The organism is Gallibacterium genomosp. 1, from assembly GCF_000771875.1.
In the GTDB taxonomy this organism is placed as follows: domain Bacteria; phylum Pseudomonadota; class Gammaproteobacteria; order Enterobacterales; family Pasteurellaceae; genus Gallibacterium.
This window is the reverse complement of record NZ_JPXX01000007.1, coordinates 1-18,210: the sequence shown is the minus strand read 5'-3', so window position 1 is coordinate 18,210 and position 18,210 is coordinate 1. Positions and strand designations below refer to the sequence as shown.

At 38.5% G+C, this 18,210-nt stretch carries 16 protein-coding genes and 1 pseudogene; 9 read left to right on the top strand and 8 right to left on the bottom strand.

Annotated elements, in window-relative coordinates:
* Positions 1 to 5: 5 nt before the first annotated feature.
* From JP36_RS02355 to galT, 3 genes are read right to left on the bottom strand one after another with little or no spacing between them, the layout of a single operon-like run.
* Complete coding sequence (locus JP36_RS02355) at positions 6 to 1,031, bottom strand: galactose-1-epimerase (RefSeq protein WP_039171581.1); 1,026 nt, start codon at positions 1,029 to 1,031, stop codon at positions 6 to 8.
* The gene (gene galK / locus JP36_RS02350) at positions 1,025 to 2,179 is read right to left on the bottom strand and encodes a galactokinase (RefSeq protein ID WP_039171578.1); all 1,155 of its coding nucleotides are present in this window, start codon (positions 2,177 to 2,179) and stop codon (positions 1,025 to 1,027) included. Before galK ends, JP36_RS02355 begins: the two co-directional genes overlap by 7 nt.
* Before the next feature lie 13 nt (positions 2,180 to 2,192).
* Positions 2,193 to 3,236 (bottom strand): galactose-1-phosphate uridylyltransferase, encoded by a 1,044-nt coding sequence (gene galT / locus JP36_RS02345; protein WP_039171576.1) that lies wholly within the window; start codon positions 3,234 to 3,236, stop codon positions 2,193 to 2,195.
* Positions 3,237 to 3,411: 175 nt separating this feature from the next.
* On the opposite strand from galT, the gene JP36_RS02340 reads away from it, so the two are divergent.
* The 5 genes from JP36_RS02340 (at position 3,412) to JP36_RS02315 (ending at position 9,104) form a co-directional block, all read left to right on the top strand.
* Positions 3,412 to 4,416: a substrate-binding domain-containing protein gene (locus JP36_RS02340; protein ID WP_039171574.1), complete on the top strand. Its 1,005-nt coding sequence runs from the start codon at positions 3,412 to 3,414 to the stop codon at positions 4,414 to 4,416.
* A 205-nt stretch (positions 4,417 to 4,621) separates the two neighbouring features.
* Positions 4,622 to 5,614, top strand: coding sequence for a galactose/glucose ABC transporter substrate-binding protein MglB (gene mglB / locus JP36_RS02335; protein ID WP_039171571.1), 993 nt, complete (start codon positions 4,622 to 4,624; stop codon positions 5,612 to 5,614).
* Between the two features lie 58 nt (positions 5,615 to 5,672).
* Complete coding sequence (mglA, locus tag JP36_RS02330) at positions 5,673 to 7,193, top strand: galactose/methyl galactoside ABC transporter ATP-binding protein MglA (protein ID WP_013746682.1); 1,521 nt, start codon at positions 5,673 to 5,675, stop codon at positions 7,191 to 7,193.
* 20 nt (positions 7,194 to 7,213) lie between these two features.
* Positions 7,214 to 8,224: a galactose/methyl galactoside ABC transporter permease MglC gene (gene mglC / locus JP36_RS02325; RefSeq protein WP_013746683.1), complete on the top strand. Its 1,011-nt coding sequence runs from the start codon at positions 7,214 to 7,216 to the stop codon at positions 8,222 to 8,224.
* 481 nt (positions 8,225 to 8,705) lie between these two features.
* Entirely contained in the window at positions 8,706 to 9,104 is a 399-nt protein-coding gene (locus tag JP36_RS02315; RefSeq protein ID WP_052119432.1) for a hypothetical protein, read from the top strand.
* 51 nt (positions 9,105 to 9,155) lie between these two features.
* On the opposite strand, the pseudogene JP36_RS02310 reads toward JP36_RS02315, so the two are convergent.
* From JP36_RS02310 to focA, 5 genes and pseudogenes are all read right to left on the bottom strand, one after another.
* Positions 9,156 to 9,590, bottom strand: a pseudogene (locus JP36_RS02310) (ABC transporter substrate-binding protein); the annotation flags it as partial.
* A gap of 25 nt (positions 9,591 to 9,615) precedes the next feature.
* Positions 9,616 to 9,882 (bottom strand): hypothetical protein, encoded by a 267-nt coding sequence (locus JP36_RS02305; protein ID WP_039136823.1) that lies wholly within the window; start codon positions 9,880 to 9,882, stop codon positions 9,616 to 9,618.
* A gap of 263 nt (positions 9,883 to 10,145) precedes the next feature.
* Positions 10,146 to 11,483, bottom strand: a complete 1,338-nt coding sequence (gdhA, locus tag JP36_RS02300) for an NADP-specific glutamate dehydrogenase (protein ID WP_039136825.1) — start codon at positions 11,481 to 11,483, stop codon at positions 10,146 to 10,148.
* A 207-nt stretch (positions 11,484 to 11,690) separates the two neighbouring features.
* Complete coding sequence (gene pflB, locus JP36_RS02295; RefSeq protein ID WP_039136827.1) at positions 11,691 to 14,003, bottom strand: formate C-acetyltransferase; 2,313 nt, start codon at positions 14,001 to 14,003, stop codon at positions 11,691 to 11,693.
* A gap of 40 nt (positions 14,004 to 14,043) precedes the next feature.
* A complete protein-coding gene (gene focA, locus JP36_RS02290; RefSeq protein WP_039136829.1) occupies positions 14,044 to 14,886 on the bottom strand; it encodes a formate transporter FocA in 843 nt (280 codons plus the stop codon).
* Between the two features lie 286 nt (positions 14,887 to 15,172).
* Between focA and hinT the strand changes: the two genes are divergently transcribed.
* From hinT to JP36_RS02270, 4 genes are all read left to right on the top strand, one after another.
* On the top strand, positions 15,173 to 15,520 hold the full coding sequence (hinT, locus tag JP36_RS02285; RefSeq protein WP_039136831.1) for a purine nucleoside phosphoramidase: 348 nt from the start codon (positions 15,173 to 15,175) through the stop codon (positions 15,518 to 15,520).
* Between the two features lie 13 nt (positions 15,521 to 15,533).
* Positions 15,534 to 16,340 (top strand): undecaprenyl-diphosphate phosphatase, encoded by an 807-nt coding sequence (bacA, locus tag JP36_RS02280; protein WP_039171568.1) that lies wholly within the window; start codon positions 15,534 to 15,536, stop codon positions 16,338 to 16,340.
* A 13-nt stretch (positions 16,341 to 16,353) separates the two neighbouring features.
* Positions 16,354 to 17,817: a 4-hydroxy-3-polyprenylbenzoate decarboxylase gene (gene ubiD / locus JP36_RS02275; RefSeq protein WP_039136835.1), complete on the top strand. Its 1,464-nt coding sequence runs from the start codon at positions 16,354 to 16,356 to the stop codon at positions 17,815 to 17,817.
* Positions 17,818 to 17,960: 143 nt separating this feature from the next.
* A partial coding sequence (locus JP36_RS02270; protein ID WP_039171565.1) for a transaldolase family protein occupies positions 17,961 to 18,210 on the top strand: 250 nt, incomplete at its 3' end.

Sequence of the window (18,210 nt, the reverse complement as noted above, 5' to 3'; positions counted from 1 at the left end):
TTGTGCTAAATAAATTGATAAACGATTTGTTGATAATAAGGTTGAAGCGCTTTTTGGATTCCTCCATACTGATACCATTCCGGATGATTTGGAGTGTCTGGTAATGCTTCAGGCTCTAACGCAATGGCTTGATAATTTTGATATTTTCCAGTGTGGCTTGGGGTGCCAGCAAGGAAATTGCTACTATAAAACTGAATTGCATTATGAGTAGTGGAAAGCAGTAATGTCAAATCACCAGATGATGAGGTTAATTTGGCTGCAGGTTTTAGTTGACTATTTTTACCTTGCAACAGAAAAGCGTGATCGTAGCCACCAACAGCTTTCTGATCGGCATCTTTTAAAAAGTCGGTAGCGATGACTTTTTCTTTTCTAAAATCGAAATGTGTTGCCTCAACTGCGGTCAATGGACGATTTGGAATACCCTCTGCGTTGACCGGCAAATAGTAATCGGCAAACAGTTGTAATTGATGTTGACGAGCATCAGTAACGCCTTCATCAAGATTAAAATAACTATGATTTGTTAAATTTAATGCGGTGTCTTGATCACATTTTGCTAAGAAATCAATGAATAATGCATTATCATCAGTTAAGCGATATTTTAGAGTAATCTGTAAATTACCGCTAAAGCCTTGATCGCCATCCGCAGAAAACAGAGATAAAATTGCTGTTTGTGTGGAGATGAGTTCAATTTTCCAACGGCGTTTGTCAAAGCCTACACCGCCATGAAGCGTGTGCTTATTATCTTGATTTTTCACTATTTTTTGTGTTTTTGCTGCCAAGCGGAATTGACCTTGATTGATACGATTAGCGAAACGTCCGATAGTAGCCCCTAAAAACGCTTGGTTTTCTGCTAACTTCGAAAGAGGGCAGCTACAAACTGTTTCACGAAGTTTGCCTTTTACTGGCACTAAAATGGATAAAATGGTTGCGCCCCAATCGGTTAATTGCACTTGCATTCCGTTTTTGTTTGTGAGTGTCACCAATTGATAGGGCAAGTTATCTGCGGCGATAATTTTTGTTGCAGTTAGCATAAATGAACCCCTTGTGAAGCGGTACAAACATAGAAATCTTCTTTTAAGCCTGTCTGTTTTTGATAGTTTTCGGCGATTATCTTACGCACAGACTCCACTTTTTCAAATGGCGCAATGGCGACAATACAACCTCCAAAACCGCCACCTGTCATTCTTGCACCGCCGCTATTGCCTATAGCTAGTTGAGCTAATTCCACTAAATAATCAATTTCTGGTACGGTAATTTCAAAATCATCACGCATAGATTGGTGTGATTGAGCCATTAATTCACCTAAATATTTGATATTGTTCTGTTTTAGAGCTTCAACTGCTTCCAATACTCTAGCATTTTCGGTAACAATATGTTTAGCTCGTTTATAAGCTAACGGGGCATGTTGTTCCAACTCTTTTCCGTAAGCATTAAAATGTGCCATACTCACATCTCTTAATGCCTTTACACCAAAAAACTTAGCTGCGGTTTCACATTGCTGACGGCGTGTATTATATTCACCATCAACCAGATCGTGTTTGACGTGAGAATTTATAATCATAATGGCTAAGTTATCCGGAATCGGTGTTGGAATTGTCTCTAAACTACGACAATCAATCATCATTGCGTGGTGTTGTTGTCCTAAGGCAGAAATAAGCTGATCCATATTACCGCATTGACAACCGACAAAAATATTTTCTGCTTTTTGACCAATTAAGGCGAGCTGTGTATTAGTTACTGGTAGATTTCCTAGTTGTTGGCAGAATTTGCCGGTTGCTACTTCCAATGCGGCGGACGAGCTTAATCCTGACGAAAGAGGAACATTACCGCTAATTACAATATCTGCTCCTTGTGTAAAATTAGGGCAGGCTTGCTGAATAAAATAGACAACGCCTCGAACATAATTACACCATTTCCGTTCACTCGGTTTAATTTCTTGCAACAATGAAAATTGATCCTGTTCATCTAAATCAGCGGCATAAACATTAAAATGATGATCATCTCGTGGTTTCCCACAAATTGAAGTGCCGTAATTAATGGCACAAGGCATAACGAAACCATCATTGTAGTCAGTATGTTCACCGATTAAATTTACTCTACCGGGTGCATAAACTTGCAATGTCGGTTGAGTGGTAAAACGTTCAATAAATACTTTTTTGGCAATTTCAATAGGTTGCATAAATTCCTCTCAATCAAATTTGGCTGTAATGGGTGGTGGATAATGCGGCTAGTCGAGCGGCTGCCTGTTCTGCGGTTAAATCACGTTGTGATTCAGCTAGCATTTCGTAACCAACCATAAATTTACGCACTGTTGCTGAACGCAACAGTGGTGGGTAAAAATGGGCGTGTAATTGCCAATGTTGCTGATCTTGATTAGTGAATGGCGCACCGTGAAAGCCCATTGAATAAGGGAAAGAGGTCATAAAAAGATTGTCATATTTTGTTGTTAATTGTTTTAAAGCAGTGGACAAATCACGGCTTTGTGAGTCGTTTAATTCCGTCATTCGAGCTACGTGAGCTTTAGGCAAGAGCAGTGTTTCAAATGGCCAAACTGCCCAAAACGGTACGACTGCAAGCCAATGCTCGGTTTCAACAACAATTCGTTCTTTCCGTTCTAATTCCTGTTTTGCGTAATCGACTAATAACACAGAATGATGCTGCTGAAAATATTGACGTTGCATCTGATCTTCACGTGCGATTTCATTCGGTAAAAAACTGTTTGCCCAAATTTGGCCGTGTGGATGAGGATTGGAACAACCCATTGCTGCCCCTTTGTTTTCAAAAATCTGTACCCACGGATAGGTTTTCCCTAATTCTTTAAGTTGTTGTTGCCACACTTGAATAACCTGAAAAATTTCTTGTTCAGTCAACAGCGGTAAGGTTTTGCTGTGATCTGGAGAGAAACAAACTACACGACTTTCACCGGTTGCTTGGCTAAATTGAAATAATGGATTAGTACTTATTGGTGGTGCTGGTGTTTCATTCAATAGTGCTGAAAAATCATTTTTGAAGACAAAAGGTTGGGTATATTGCGGATTTTGTTCACCCGTGATGCGTCTGTTTCCCGGACAAAGATAACAGCTTGGATCGTAACTTGGTTTTTGTTCATCTGTTGCTTTTTCCTGTTGACCTTGCCAAGGGCGTTTTGCTCGATGTGGTGAAACCAGCACATATTCGCCTTTTAATGGATTATAACGGCGATGTGGATGTTCTGTAGGATCAAAAATTTCGCTCATAAAGTATTCCTTGCTATCAAATGTAAACGGTTACAATTTAATGCGTAAGATACCAATTATTTTCGCAATAAACTGTTATCCAGATCACAAAAAGAACATATTTTTAGTACGATGTATCTATTTAGCGTTATTATTTACGAAAATAATGTAACAAAGATTGGTATAGGATAAAAATATGGTAACAATTCGCGATGTAGCTAAAGTAGCTGGGGTCTCAGTTGCAACGGTTTCTCGTGTACTCAATGATCATCCAAGTATTAGCGAAAAAGCAAAAAATAAAGTATTACAAGCAGTTGCAGAATTAAACTATCAACCGAATGCAAATGCTCAGGCCTTAGCATCACACGCTGTAGATACTATTGGTGTTGTTGTAACAGATGTAACAGATCCGTTTTTTGCTATTTTAGTGAAATCTATAGATCAAGTGGCGGAAAGTTATCAGAAAAATATTTTGATTGGTATGGGATACCACAATGCGGATAAAGAGCGCAAAGCGATTGATAACCTGCTACGAAAACGTTGCACCTGCTTGGTGATACACGCAAAAGCCTTATCAGATGAGGAGTTGTCTTCATATTTAACGGCGATTAAAGGAATGGTAATTATTAATCGTATTGTTCCTGGATTCGAGAACCGTTGTATAGGTTTAGACAATGTCAAAGGAACAGAAATCGCTACTGAAACATTAATTCGGAGTGGACATCGTTGTATTGGTTACATCGGTTCTAATCATCCGATACACGATGAAACTGATAGACTACAAGGTTACTTAAATACATTGAAAAAATATAAAATTCCTATCAAAGAATTGGCTATTACAAAAAGCTCACCGAATTTTGAAGGAGGAGAGGAGGCAATGATTAATTTATTAAGTTATAACAGTGATTTAACTGCAGTTGTTGCCTATAACGATTCAATGGCAGCAGGTGCAATGTCGGTATTGAGTGAAAACGGTATTATTGTGCCTAAAGATTTTTCTTTAATTGGTTTTGATGATATGCCGATAGCTAATCATTTAATTCCTAAATTAACCACCATACGTTATCCTATTGATTTAATGGCAAATTATGCTGGTAAGTTAGCATTAAGTTTAGCTAATAATGATATTGAACTGCCGGAACCGATACAATTTAATCCAACTTTGGTAAGGCGTTTTTCTGTTGAAAGATGTATAAAATAAAAAAATTGTAATTAAGTTACATTTTTGTGAAACCGATCACATCAAATATTAAAAAAAATCTGTATGCTATTTGAAGTTATATTTCTGCAATAGCGGTATGGAAAGATAACCGACAGTTGATAACGATAGTTTTGACTGTATAAATAAAGAGTGAGCTGCTCTTAAGATTATGAATTTCCAGTAAATTTAATAGGAGATGTGTATTATGAAGAAAATTGTACTTAGTGCGATTGCATTATCATTAGGCTTAGGATTAAGCACTATGGCGCAGGCAAAAGATGTTCGTATCGGTGTAACTATTTACAAATATGACGATAATTTTATGTCTTTGATGCGTAAAGAAATCAATAAAGATGCTGAAAAAGTGGAAGGCATTAAATTATTGATGAATGACTCACAGAATGCACAATCTATTCAAAACGATCAAATTGATGTTTTACTTTCTAAAGGTGTAAAAGCATTGGCAATTAACTTGGTTGATCCGTCTGCTGCTCCAACAGTGATTAATAAAGCGAAAGGCTTGAATGTGCCGATTGTTTTCTTCAATAAAGATCCTGGTCAAAAAGCAATTGACAGTTATGATGCGGCCTACTATGTAGGAACTGATCCAAAAGAATCAGGTATTATCCAAGGTGATTTGATTGCAAAACAGTGGAATGCACATCCGGAATGGGATTTAAATAAAGATGGTAAAATCCAATTTGCCTTATTAAAAGGTGAACCGGGACATCCTGATGCGGAGGCTCGTACAAAATATGTGGTTGAAGAATTAAATGCAAAAGGTATTTCAACCGAACAACTCTTCTTGGATACTGGTATGTGGGATGCCGCAATGGCGAAAGATAAAACTGATGCTTGGTTGTCCAGTTCAAAAGCTAACGATATCGAAGTGATCATCTCCAACAATGATGGTATGGCGATGGGCGCATTAGAAGCAACCAAAGCACACGGTAAAAAATTACCGATTTATGGTGTGGATGCATTGCCTGAAGTGCTTCAACTTATCAAGAAAGGTGAAATTGCCGGCACTGTCTTGAATGATGGTGTTGGTCAAGCTCAAGCAGTTGTTGATTTGTCCAGCAACTTAGCGAAAGGCAAAGAAGCGACAGAGGGAACACAATGGAAATTAGAAAAACGCGTTGTTCGTATTCCTTATGTAGGTGTCGATCAAGAAAATTTAAGTGATTTCTTAAAATAATATCTGATTACCAGATCGTGGGGGAGCAATCCCCCTCTTTCCTGCTTTGGGGTTGAATATGGTAGTACAAGCCGAAACAAATAGCAGTCAAGTGCTGCTAGAAATGAAAAATGTCAGCAAATCATTTCCCGGTGTGAAAGCACTTGACCACGCCAATTTAACAGTTCACGCACATTCCGTTCACGCATTAATGGGCGAGAATGGTGCGGGAAAATCCACATTATTAAAGTGCCTATTTGGAATTTACGCGAAAGATGAAGGTGAAATTCTCTATTTAGGCAAAGACGTTAATTTCCGTACCTCAAAAGAAGCCCTTGAAAATGGGATTTCGATGGTACACCAAGAATTGAATCTCGTTCGTCAAAGAAGTGTAATGGATAACCTCTGGTTGGGGCGTTATCCGTTGAATGGTTTTTTAGTGGATCACGGGAAAATGTATCGTGATACAAAAGCGATTTTTGATGAATTGGATATTGATATTGATCCGAAAGAGAAAGTTGCCAATTTATCTGTTTCACAGATGCAAATGATTGAAATTGCAAAAGCTTTCTCCTATAACGCCAAAATCGTTATTATGGATGAACCGACCTCATCATTGTCTGAAAAAGAGGTGGAGCATCTGTTCAAAATTATTGCCAAACTAAAAGATCGTGGTTGCGGCATTATCTATATTTCTCACAAAATGGATGAAATTTTTAAGATTTGTGATGAAGTGACCATTTTACGTGATGGAAAATGGGTCAATACCGTCAAAATTAAAGATACTAATATGGATCAATTAGTAACGATGATGGTTGGTCGCGAATTAACCCAGCGTTTCCCTGAAAAACGCAATGTGCCGAAAGAAACCATTCTTACTGTTGAACACCTAACGGCAAAAAATCAACCGTCTATCCAAGATATCAGTTTTGAACTTCGTAAAGGTGAAATTTTAGGTATTGCCGGTTTGGTGGGCGCAAAACGAACTGATATTGTTGAAACTATTTTTGGTATTCGTGAAAGAGCGCGCGGAACGATCAAACTGCACGGCAAAGAGATGCGCAATAAAAGTGCATTGGAGGCGATTAATAACGGTTTTGCCTTAATCACAGAAGAACGCCGTTCAACAGGGATTTATGCTAATTTAAGTATCGAATTTAACTCATTGATTTCTAATATGAAATCGTATCTAGGTAAATTAGGTCTTCTCAGCACCGCAAAGATGAAAAGCGATACACAATGGGTAATTGATTCGATGAATGTGAAAACACCATCACATCGTACCAATATCGGTTCATTATCAGGCGGTAATCAACAAAAAGTGATTATCGGGCGCTGGTTATTAACACAACCGGAAATTCTAATGATGGATGAACCGACACGCGGTATTGATGTCGGTGCGAAATTTGAAATTTACCAATTAATGATGCAATTAGCAGAGAAAGATAAAGGTATCATTATGATCTCTTCCGAAATGCCGGAGTTGCTCGGAGTAACGGATAGAATTTTAGTGATGAGTAATGGTCGGGTAGCAGGGATTGTCGAAACGGCAAAAACCTCGCAAGAACAGATTTTGCAACTTGCAGCAAAATATTTATAAGTTGATAAAAGGATTGAATTATGGCTGGTATTCAACAAAAAAAATCACTTGATTTTATGAAACAAAATGCGATTTATTTTGTTCTTTTAATCTTGTTAGGGGTGATCGTTTCACAAGATGATACCTTTTTAAGTTTACTGAACTTCAGTAATATTTTGACACAATCATCCGTGCGTTTAATTATTGCATTGGGGATGGCAGGTATTTTGATTACACAAGGTACGGATTTATCCGCCGGTCGTCAGGTTGGATTGGCAGCGGTGGTTTCCGCAACAATGTTACAAGCGTTGGATAATACTAATCGTGTGTTCCCTGATCTTGCCGAAATGCCAATTCCTGTTGTGATTTTAATTGTTTGTGCTATCGGTGCAGTTATCGGAATGATTAACGGCTTAATCGTCGCCTATCTGAATGTAACACCGTTTATTGCGACTTTAGGAACGATGATTATCGTCTATGGTGCAAACTCACTTTACTATGATGCGGTTGGCTCTTCTCCGATCGCCGGTTTCAGCAAATCTTTCTCTGAATTTACCCAAGGTTTCTTCCAACTTGGCGATTTCAGACTCTCCTACATCACCATTTATGCTGCAATCGCTGCATTTTTTGTCTGGGTCGTGTGGAATAAAACACGCTTTGGTAAAAATATGTTTGCGATCGGCGGTAATCCGGAAGCGGCGCGCGTGTCCGGTGTAAACGTTGCGCGTAACTTAATTTTCGTTTATGTACTTGCCGGTGCATTTTACGGTTTTGCCGGAATGTTGGAAGGTGGTCGTATCGGTAGTGCGACTAATAACCTCGGCTTTATGTATGAATTGGATGCTATCGCCGCTTGCGTGGTTGGTGGTGTATCTTTTGCCGGCGGGGTTGGTACAGTTATCGGCGTAATCACCGGTGTAATCATCTTCACTGTTATCAACTATGGTTTAACCTACATCGGCGTAAACCCATATTGGCAATATATTATCAAAGGTACCATCATTATCCTTGCGGTAGCAATAGATTCTTTGAAATATGCGAAGAAGAAATAGTCTTTCTTCCACAAGTTATAATAAAGCCGCATCGACTAGATGCGGTTTTTTGTCTTGAATATATAACCTAACTACAACATATAAGAAAAAAATATTCAAAGCATAAAAAGCCCCATATTCATATATTATGGGGCAAGTAGTAGGAGGTTGTTTTTTATTATTTTAATGCAGCTTGATCCTCTTCTTGAATTTTTGCTTCACACGCTTTGACTTGTTTTTCAAAAATAGTGAGCCATTGTTTATGCTGCAAATGATAGGTGCAATTATAGGATTTTGGAATAAAGATTTGCTAACAGGAGAGGTCTTTTCTCACATAGTAAGTATGTTTCCTGCATTTATTATAGGATTACTACTTGGATTATTCGGATACCAATTGATGCATAAATATAATATTAATTATCATAAAATCATTTACTGTTTTTTAATCGTTATTGGTAGTATTCTAATCTTACAGAATCTTGTGAAGATATAAGGTGAGATTATGAAACGAATATTAATTATGGGTCTTGTTGTCCTCCTAACCGCTTGTGCTTTGACACCGGAGCAACAGCGAGCTAGAGAGGAGGCTCAAATTCGGCAGCAGCAGGCGCTACAGGTTGCTTTGGCAAAACAGTGTGATGAAGAAACGGCATATTTAATGAAGCGTCAGTTTGATCAGGATATTGGCTTAACAGAAAAAGAGCAGAAAGCATTCAAAGCGGAATATACTAAGCGGGTGAATGATCCAATGTTCCAATCTTGTTATAAATTGGCATTACAAAATTATATGGCTCAGCAACAAATCCGACAGATGGAGATTGAGCGGCAATTTTATTATGATGATTTTCCTCCATACGATTTAGGCCCACGTTGGCCTCACAGATATTGGTATCGCTGGTAGATGAGAAGTTATGAAAGGTAAAGGATAAGCCTTTACCTTTTTTGTCTATTACTAATAATCCACCAAAATATCAGATTCGCTGATGGTATCGCCGTAAACTGGATGTAGTGTTTTTTCGTAAGCGGCTTTAATTTTACCCTCTTTAGTTAGTTTTACGATTTCATCATTTAACCATTTTAATAATTCAGGTTGATTTTTTTGTACTGCCGGAGCGATGAACTCTTGTTCGCCCAAGCTACGCACACCAACGGTATAGCCTGGATTATTTTTTGTCCACGCGAATAATAGTGTGTTGTCGTGTGCTAATGCGTCGCCACGCCCATCTTTTAAGGCATCAAAGGTTTCTGTATTTTGTTCAAATTTCAATAATTTGATATTAGGATAATTTTTTGTGAAGAAGGCATCGGCGGTAGTGCCCTTATTAACTAATAATGTTTTATCAGTTAATTGCTGAATATCTGTGATGACGGAATCTATTTTACCGACTTCTTAAAAATTGTTCTGGAGTGTTCTATTCAATAATATTGCTTTGATCCATAAAAATAATGTGGTCTGAAACTTGACGAGTGAAAGTCATTTCGTGGTAAACAATCTTGCAAGAGATTTCAATATAAGCTTTAGTGATGCGAGATAAAACTCGTATCGGATACACCAGCAGTACTGCACAGATAATGCCGATGATGAGCGAGAAAAGGATACCGGCTCCCGCTAAATAAAGCGTGAGTAAGGTTGCATCAATAAATTTTGGAATTGCATTAACAACGTATTGCCAATCCATTTTCAGAGTCCATTTAAACTAAAACATAAAGGCATTATATAAATTTATTTCTATACGGCTAGATGGCTATTTAGCACTTTTTATTATTTTTTATAACTAAAAGGGATAAAAATATGATGGTAATTGGAAATGTTATAAGAAATCTGCATTTAAAATAATATTGAATAATGTTGATCTTTTTTGAAGAAGGAATAATTAGAATGATAAAAAAAGAAGATGGGAAATACCCATCTTCAAGAGATAAAAGGAATTGTGGAAAAGGGTTATACGATACCTTGTGCTAGCATTGCATCAGCCACTTTGCGGAAACCGGCAATATTGGCGCCGTTTACATAGTTGATGTAGCCGTTTTCACTACCGTTAGCAACGCAGTTTTCGTGGATATTTGCCATAATGTCGAAAAGGCGTTGATCCACTTCTTCACGACTCCAAGATAAACGAATCGCATTTTGGCTCATTTCCAATCCTGATGTTGCCACCCCGCCGGCATTGCTGGCTTTACCCGGTGCATAAAGAATTTTGGCATCGATAAATACGTTTACAGCCCCTAAAGTAGATGGCATATTCGCCCCTTCGGCAACACAGATACAACCATTACTCAATAATGTTTTGGCATCTTCTGTATCCAATTCATTTTGCGTTGCGCAAGGTAGTGCGACATCACAAGGAATTCCCCAAGGTTTTTGGTTGGCAAAATATTCTAAGCCTTGTTCTTTGGCATAAACAGAAATACGTTCGCGACGCACTTCTTTTAATTCAATTAATGCTGCTAATTGAGCTTCTGTCATACCGCTGTCAGCAAATTTAACAAAACCGTTTGAGTCGGAAAGGGTTAAGACTTTCGCACCTAATTGGATCGCTTTTTCAGCTGCATACTGCGCAACATTACCTGAACCGGAAATAAGCACGCGTTTACCTTCAATGCTTTGTCCTTTGGTTTTTAACATACTTTGTGCGAAGTACACCACACCGTAACCGGTGGCTTCCGGACGAATCAAACTACCACCGTAAGGTAAACCTTTTCCGGTTAATACAGAAGCAAATTCATTACGAACACGTTTGTATTGTCCAAATAGATAGCCGATTTCACGTCCGCCAACGCCAATATCACCGGCAGGTACATCAAGATCGGCACCGATGTGACGAGAAAGTTCGGTCATAAATGCTTGGCAGAAACGCATTACTTCCGCATCAGATTTGCCTTTAGGATCAAAATCAGAACCTCCTTTGCCGCCACCCATAGGTAACGTGGTTAAAGCATTTTTGAAGACTTGTTCAAAAGCAAGGAATTTTAAGACACCAAGATCAACAGTCGGATGGAAGCGTAATCCGCCTTTATAAGGACCGATGGCGGAGTTCATTTGAATACGATAACCACGATTTACTTGCACTTGACCTTTGTCATCAACCCAAGATACTCGGAACATTATTACTCGTTCCGGTTCAACGATACGTTCAAGTAAGCCTTGTTGTGCATATTTCGGATGTTTGGCGATAAAAGGTGCTAGACTACCGAAAACCTCTTCAACTGCTTGATGAAATGGTGCTTGGTTCGGATCACGTTGTTTAATTTTTTCGAATAAAAGTGTTAAGTCATTCATATGTTTGCCTTCCTATTTTGTTGTTATGTTTGAATTGTTAGTCAGTGTAGCAAGCAAGGCAAAAAAAAGGCTAGTTTTTTTTAAGAAAAATAAGAAAAGTTAAATGAGATATAAATAAACCGGATATTTTTGAAATATGTTTAATTTTTGAATAAAAGATATAAAAAAACTGCCCCGAAAGGCAGTTTTTTAATCAATAGTTATTAATTACATAGTTTGTGTGAAAGTACGAGTAATAACGTCTTGTTGTTGCTCTTTAGTTAAAGAGTTAAAACGCACTGCATAACCGGAAACGCGAATGGTTAATTGTGGATATTTTTCCGGATTTTCCATTGCATCTAACAACATTTCACGGTTCATTACGTTCACGTTCAAGTGTTGTCCGCCTTCAATGGTCGCTTCGTGGTGGAAATAACCGTCCATTAAGCCTGCTAAATTACGTTTTTGTGCTTCGTAATCTTTACCTAACGCATTTGGTACGATTGAGAAGGTATAAGAGATACCGTCTTTCGCATAAGCGAATGGCAATTTAGCCACAGAAGTTAATGAAGCTACCGCTCCTTTTTGGTCACGACCGTGCATTGGGTTTGCACCTGGTCCGAATGGTGCGCCGGCACGACGACCGTCCGGAGTATTACCGGTTTTCTTACCGTAAACCACGTTGGAAGTAATGGTCAATACAGATTGAGTAGGCACTGCATTGCGGTAAGTTTTAAGTTTTTGAATTTTCTTCATAAAGCGTTCAACCAAGTCGCAAGCGATTTCATCTACACGGCTGTCGTTGTTACCGAATTGTGGATATTCACCTTCAATTTCAAAGTCGATAGCAATATCTTTAGCCACAACATTACCGTCTTTATCTTTGATGTCGCCACGGATAGGTTTAACTTTTGCATATTTGATAGCAGAAAGTGAGTCTGCCGCAACGGATAATCCGGCGATACCGCAAGCCATTGTGCGATAAACATCACGATCGTGTAATGCCATTAATGCAGCTTCATAACTGTATTTATCGTGCATATAGTGGATGATGTTCAAGGCAGTAACATATTGTTTTGCCAACCAATCCATAAAGCTATCCATACGGGTCATAACATCATCGTAGTCAAGATATTCAGTTTTGATTGGCTCTGTTTTCGGACCAACTTGCATACCGTTTTTCTCATCAATACCACCATTGATAGAGTAAAGCATTGTTTTGGCTAGGTTTGCTCTTGCACCGAAGAACTGCATTTGTTTACCAACAACCATTGGACTCACACAGCAAGCAATAGCATAATCATCACTATTGAAATCTGGACGCATTAAATCATCGTTTTCATATTGAACAGAAGAGGTATCAATAGAAACTTTTGCACAGAAACGTTTAAAGTTATCCGGTAATTTTTCAGACCAAAGAATTGTCATATTTGGTTCAGGTGATGGTCCCATAGTGTAAAGAGTATTTAAGAAACGGAATGTATTTTTAGTTACTAAAGTACGTCCATCTAAACCCATACCACCAAGAGATTCTGTTGCCCAAATTGGGTCCCCTGAGAATAATTGATCGTATTCAGGAGTACGTAAGAAACGTACCATACGTAATTTCATAACAAGATGATCGATCAACTCTTGAGCTTGTTCTTCAGTCAAAGTGCCTTCTTTTAAGTCACGCTCAATATAAATATCTAAGAATGAAGAGACACGACCAAATGACATCGCTGCACCGTTTTGTGATTTAACTGCAGCAAGGTAACCGAAGTAAGTCCATTGTACAGCTTCTTTAGCATTTTTTGCCGGTCCGGAAATATCGTAACCATAACTGGCAGCCATTTGTTTGATTTGACCCAATGCGCGATGTTGTTCAGCAATTTCTTCACGTAATTGGATGGTCATTTCAAGATCTTCACCGCTTTCTAAGCGTGGTTGAAGTGAAGAGAATTGTTTATATTTATCAGCCATTAAGAAATCAATACCATAAAGGGCAACACGGCGATAATCTCCGATGATACGTCCACGTCCATAAGCATCTGGTAAGCCGGTTAATACACCTGATTTACGACAACGTAGAATATCTGGTGTGTAGACATCAAATACTCCTTGGTTATGTGTTTTACGGTATTCAGTAAAGATTTTTTTTACTTTAGGATCTAATTCTCGACCATAAACTTTACAAGATCCTTCAACCATTTTGATCCCACCAAAAGGAATAATGGCACGTTTTAAAGGAGCATCAGTTTGTAATCCAACGATCTGTTCTAATTCTTTCTCGATATATCCTGCTGGGTGAGAAATGATTGTTGAAGGAATGTCTGTATCAAAATCAAGAGGTTCGTGAGTGCGGTTTTCCTCTTTAATACCTTCCATAACTTTATTCCAAAGTTTGGTGGTAGCAGCAGTAGCACCAGCTAAGAAAGATTCATCACCTTCATATGGAGTGTAGTTACGTTGAATAAAATCACGTACATTGACGTTTTCTTGCCAATCACCAGCTTGGAAACCTGACCAAGCTAATTGTTGTTGTTCTGTTAATTGAGTCATAATCATTTCCTTAATTGAATAATGAATAAAAATAAATGCTTTAGTGCGCTTTGGCTAAAAAGCGATGGAATAAGCCAATACAAACCGCACCACCAATAATGTTACCTAATGTGACAGGAATTAAATTCTTCACAATAAAATGGTAGAAATCTAAATCGGCAAACTGTGAAGCATCAATTCCCAATTGTTGCCAAAATGAAGCATCACTATAATGTGCTGTCAAAATACCCATTGGAATCATAAACATATTTGCTACACAGTGTTCAAAACCTGAAGCAACGAACATCCCAATCGGTAAAATCATAATTAATGCTTTATCGGTTACCGTCCGTCCGGAATAAGCCATCCAAATGGCGACACAAACCATAATATTACATAAAATACCTAAGCAAAAAGCCTCTAACCAAGAATGGTGAATTTTATGTTGTGCAGTTTTCAGAATAGTTAATCCCCATTGACCTTCCACGGCCATTGTTTGCCCAGCGAACCAGATTAACGCCACAATGATTAAACTGCCTACGAAATTGCCAAAATAAACAACAACCCAGTTGCGTAGCATTTGTACAGCAGTAATTCTACCGGAAGCTTTAGCGGTGGCGGTTAGTGTGGAGGAGGTAAAAAGTTCTGTTCCCAAAATCACTACCATAATGACACCAAGAGAGAAAACCAAACCGCCAACGAGTTTAGCCAATCCCCACGAAGCATTAGTTAATCCGGTTTGTGTTGTTGTATAAAACACAAAGGCAAGTGCAATACAGGCACCGGCGGAAATACCGGAGGCAAAAGAGAGAAAAGGTTTTTTCTGTGCTTTATAAGCGGCAACATCTTCCGCCAGATCTGTCATCTGTGCCGGATTCAGTGCAATAGTTGTCGCATCTTTCATAAACACGATTTCCTTCAAAAAAATTTTATATTTTCAAAAATTTTGCTAATTATAGGAAGTTTTAGTGGGAATAAATAGCAAATTCAGTGTTTAGAAATTACCGTTTTGAGGTATCGTTGATACAGATCAAATTTCAAATTAAGTTATTGAAATATTGTTAAAAAGTTGTTTTAAAACAATGTAAAGAAGTTTTCTTCTCTTTTACAAGCATAACTATAAAAAAGCCTTTATAATAGACGAGTTATTTTAACCTTCATATTATTAGTTATTTTTAAGGAGAAAAGTTATGGCAACAGAAACTATCTTTAGCAAAATTATCCGTAAAGAAATTCCGGCAGATATCGTCTATCAGGATGATTTAGTTACGGCATTCCGCGATATTGCTCCGCAAGCACCGACACATATTTTGATTATTCCGAATAAAATCATCCCAACTGTCAACGATGTAACAGCGGAAGATGAACAAGTTTTAGGGCATCTGTTTGTCATTGCTGCAAAAATTGCAAAAGAACAAGGTATTGATGAGGATGGTTATCGCCTCATTGTGAATTGTAATAAACACGGCGGACAGGAAGTGTTTCATTTACATATGCATTTGGTTGGTGGTAAACAGCTTGGCAAAATGTTGCCGTAAGCAGGAGTTTTGAATGTCTGAATTATTAATTGCTTTCATTTTAGGTTGTGTTGAAGGCTTAACCGAATTTTTACCTGTTTCATCAACTGGACATATGATAATTGCCGGTCATTTTCTTGGCTTTGAAGGGCAAAAAGCGGCAACGTTTGAAGTGATTATTCAATTAGGGTCGATTTTGGCAGTTATTTTTGTGTACTGGCGCAAAATGTTCGGATTGATCGGTATTCATTTCGGTGAGAAAGTGGATCGGAACAAAGCTCACTTAAATTTAATACATATTATTTTAGGGATGATCCCGGCAGTGGTGTTGGGGTTACTATTTCATTCCACGATCAAATCTTGGTTCAATATTCATAATGTTATCGGTGCTTTGGTTGCCGGTGGTATTTTATTGATTTTGGCGGAAAAATTTCGTCCGCAACCGGCATATGCGGAAGAGTTGGATCAAATTACTTACCGTCAGGCATTTGCGATCGGGCTATTCCAGTGTTTGGCATTATTCCCTGGCTTTTCTCGTTCCGGAGCGACTATTTCCGGTGGGTTGTTGATGGGAGTAGGTAAAAAAGCTGCAGCAGAATATTCTTTTATTTTAGCTGTGCCGATGATGATTGGTGCAACCGCATTAGATTTATATAAAAGCCTTCCTTTTCTTTCGTGGGATGATTTACCGTTATTTGTGGTTGGTTTCGTTACCGCATTTGTAGTGGCAATGATTGCTATTCGAACATTCTTGCATTTAATTGGTAAAATCTCATTCGTTTCTTTTGCGATATACCGTTTTATCTTAGCGATTTTATTGGCTTGGATCGTGTTGGCTTAATAAGGGGCAGAGGGTGAAATATAAAAATTTACGTGAATTTATTACATTGCTGGAACAACAGGGGGAGCTTAAACGCATTACGGTTGAAGTTGATCCGTATCTGGAAATGACAGAAATTGCGGATCGTACTTTGCGTAAAGGTGGGCCGGCATTGTTGTTTGAAAATGCGAAAGGATTTGATATGCCTGTGTTATGTAATTTGTTCGGTACGCCGAAACGGGTTGCATTGGGAATGGGGCAAGAAGATGTCAGCACATTGCGGGAAGTGGGCAAGCTGTTGGCATTTTTGAAAGAACCCGAGCCGCCAAAAGGGATAAAAGATCTGTTCAGCAGCATTACACAATTTCGCCCTGTGTTAAATATGCCGACAAAAACGATCAGTAAACCGGAATGTCAGGATGTTGTTTTAAGTGGAGATCAGGTGGATTTATACCGTTTACCGATTATGCACTGTTGGCCGGATGATGTAGCCCCTTTAATTACTTGGGGATTGACAGTTACAAAAGGGCCTTATAAAAAACGGCAAAATATCGGTATTTATCGTCAACAACTGATTGGAAAAAATAAATTAATTATGCGTTGGCTATCGCATCGTGGTGGTGCTTTAGATTTTCAGGAATGGAAAGAAGTCCATCCAGACGAGAAATTCCCAGTTGTTGTAGCGTTGGGCGCTGATCCGGCAACTATTTTAAGTGCAGTAACACCTATTCCGGATACGCTTTCTGAGTACGCCTTTGCAGGCTTGCTTCGTGGTAATAAAACAGAAGTGTCGAAAGCATTAAGCTGTGATTTGGAGATTCCTGCTGGTGCGGAAATTGTGCTGGAGGGATATATTGATCCGAATGAAACTGCATTAGAAGGACCTTATGGCGATCACACCGGTTATTACAATGAGCAGGAACACTTTCCGGTATTTACCGTCACTCATCTAACAATGCGTAAAGACCCGATTTATCATTCGACTTATACTGGTCGTCCACCGGATGAGCCAGCGGTACTGGGGGAGTCATTGAATGAGGTTTTTATTCCTATTTTGCAGAAGCAATTTCCGGAAATTGTTGATTTTTACTTACCACCGGAAGGGTGTTCTTATCGTTTAGCGGTAGTGACGATCAAAAAGCAGTATGCTGGCCACGCTAAACGTGTAATGATGGGAGTTTGGTCATTCTTACGGCAGTTTATGTATACTAAATTTGTAGTGGTTTGTGATGATGATGTTAATGCACGCGATTGGAAAGATGTAATTTGGGCAATTACAACCAGATGCGATCCAGCACGGGATGTTACATTAGTGGAAAATACCCCGATAGATTATCTTGATTTTGCTTCACCAGTAGCGGGGTTAGGCTCCAAAATGGGAATTGATGCAACCAATAAATGGCAGGGAGAAACTCAACGGGAGTGGGGGCGTCCTATTAAAAAAGATCCGAATGTCGTGAAACGAATTGATGAGATTTGGCAACAATTAGGTCTTTAAGAGTAATGTTTTCAGTCTTGAAACAGGCGGTTACGCTAATATTAAATATCGTAAATCGCAATAATAGAAAACGTACTACTCAGAGTAATTGTTTCTGTGGTACTATGCCAGCACTTTTCAAATAAAATTAAGGAGTAAATTTTATGTCACAACTTGAAGCTCTACGCAAAATGACAGTGGTTGTTGCCGATACCGGTGATATTGAAGCAATCAAAAAATACCAACCACAAGATGCAACCACCAATCCATCATTAGTATTAAGTGCCTCCCAACTACCACAATATGCTTCGTTAATTGATGAAGCTGTTGATTATGCAAAAAGTAAAAGTTCGGATAAAGCACAACAATTAATTGATGCAGAAGATAAATTAGCGGTAAATATTGGTTTGGAAA

Coding starts and splice junctions, on each gene's coding strand:
- galT (WP_039171576.1), bottom strand. CDS start 3,236: ATGAGCGAAATTTTTGATCCTACAGAACATCCACATCGCCGTTATAAT.
- mglA (WP_013746682.1), top strand. CDS start 5,673: ATGGTAGTACAAGCCGAAACAAATAGCAGTCAAGTGCTGCTAGAAATG.
- gdhA (WP_039136825.1), bottom strand. CDS start 11,483: ATGAATGACTTAACACTTTTATTCGAAAAAATTAAACAACGTGATCCG.
- JP36_RS02340 (WP_039171574.1), top strand. CDS start 3,412: ATGGTAACAATTCGCGATGTAGCTAAAGTAGCTGGGGTCTCAGTTGCA.
- focA (WP_039136829.1), bottom strand. CDS start 14,886: ATGAAAGATGCGACAACTATTGCACTGAATCCGGCACAGATGACAGAT.
- hinT (WP_039136831.1), top strand. CDS start 15,173: ATGGCAACAGAAACTATCTTTAGCAAAATTATCCGTAAAGAAATTCCG.
- JP36_RS02305 (WP_039136823.1), bottom strand. CDS start 9,882: ATGGATTGGCAATACGTTGTTAATGCAATTCCAAAATTTATTGATGCA.
- JP36_RS02355 (WP_039171581.1), bottom strand. CDS start 1,031: ATGCTAACTGCAACAAAAATTATCGCCGCAGATAACTTGCCCTATCAA.
- mglC (WP_013746683.1), top strand. CDS start 7,214: ATGGCTGGTATTCAACAAAAAAAATCACTTGATTTTATGAAACAAAAT.
- mglB (WP_039171571.1), top strand. CDS start 4,622: ATGAAGAAAATTGTACTTAGTGCGATTGCATTATCATTAGGCTTAGGA.
- bacA (WP_039171568.1), top strand. CDS start 15,534: ATGTCTGAATTATTAATTGCTTTCATTTTAGGTTGTGTTGAAGGCTTA.
- galK (WP_039171578.1), bottom strand. CDS start 2,179: ATGCAACCTATTGAAATTGCCAAAAAAGTATTTATTGAACGTTTTACC.
- pflB (WP_039136827.1), bottom strand. CDS start 14,003: ATGACTCAATTAACAGAACAACAACAATTAGCTTGGTCAGGTTTCCAA.
- JP36_RS02315 (WP_052119432.1), top strand. CDS start 8,706: ATGAAACGAATATTAATTATGGGTCTTGTTGTCCTCCTAACCGCTTGT.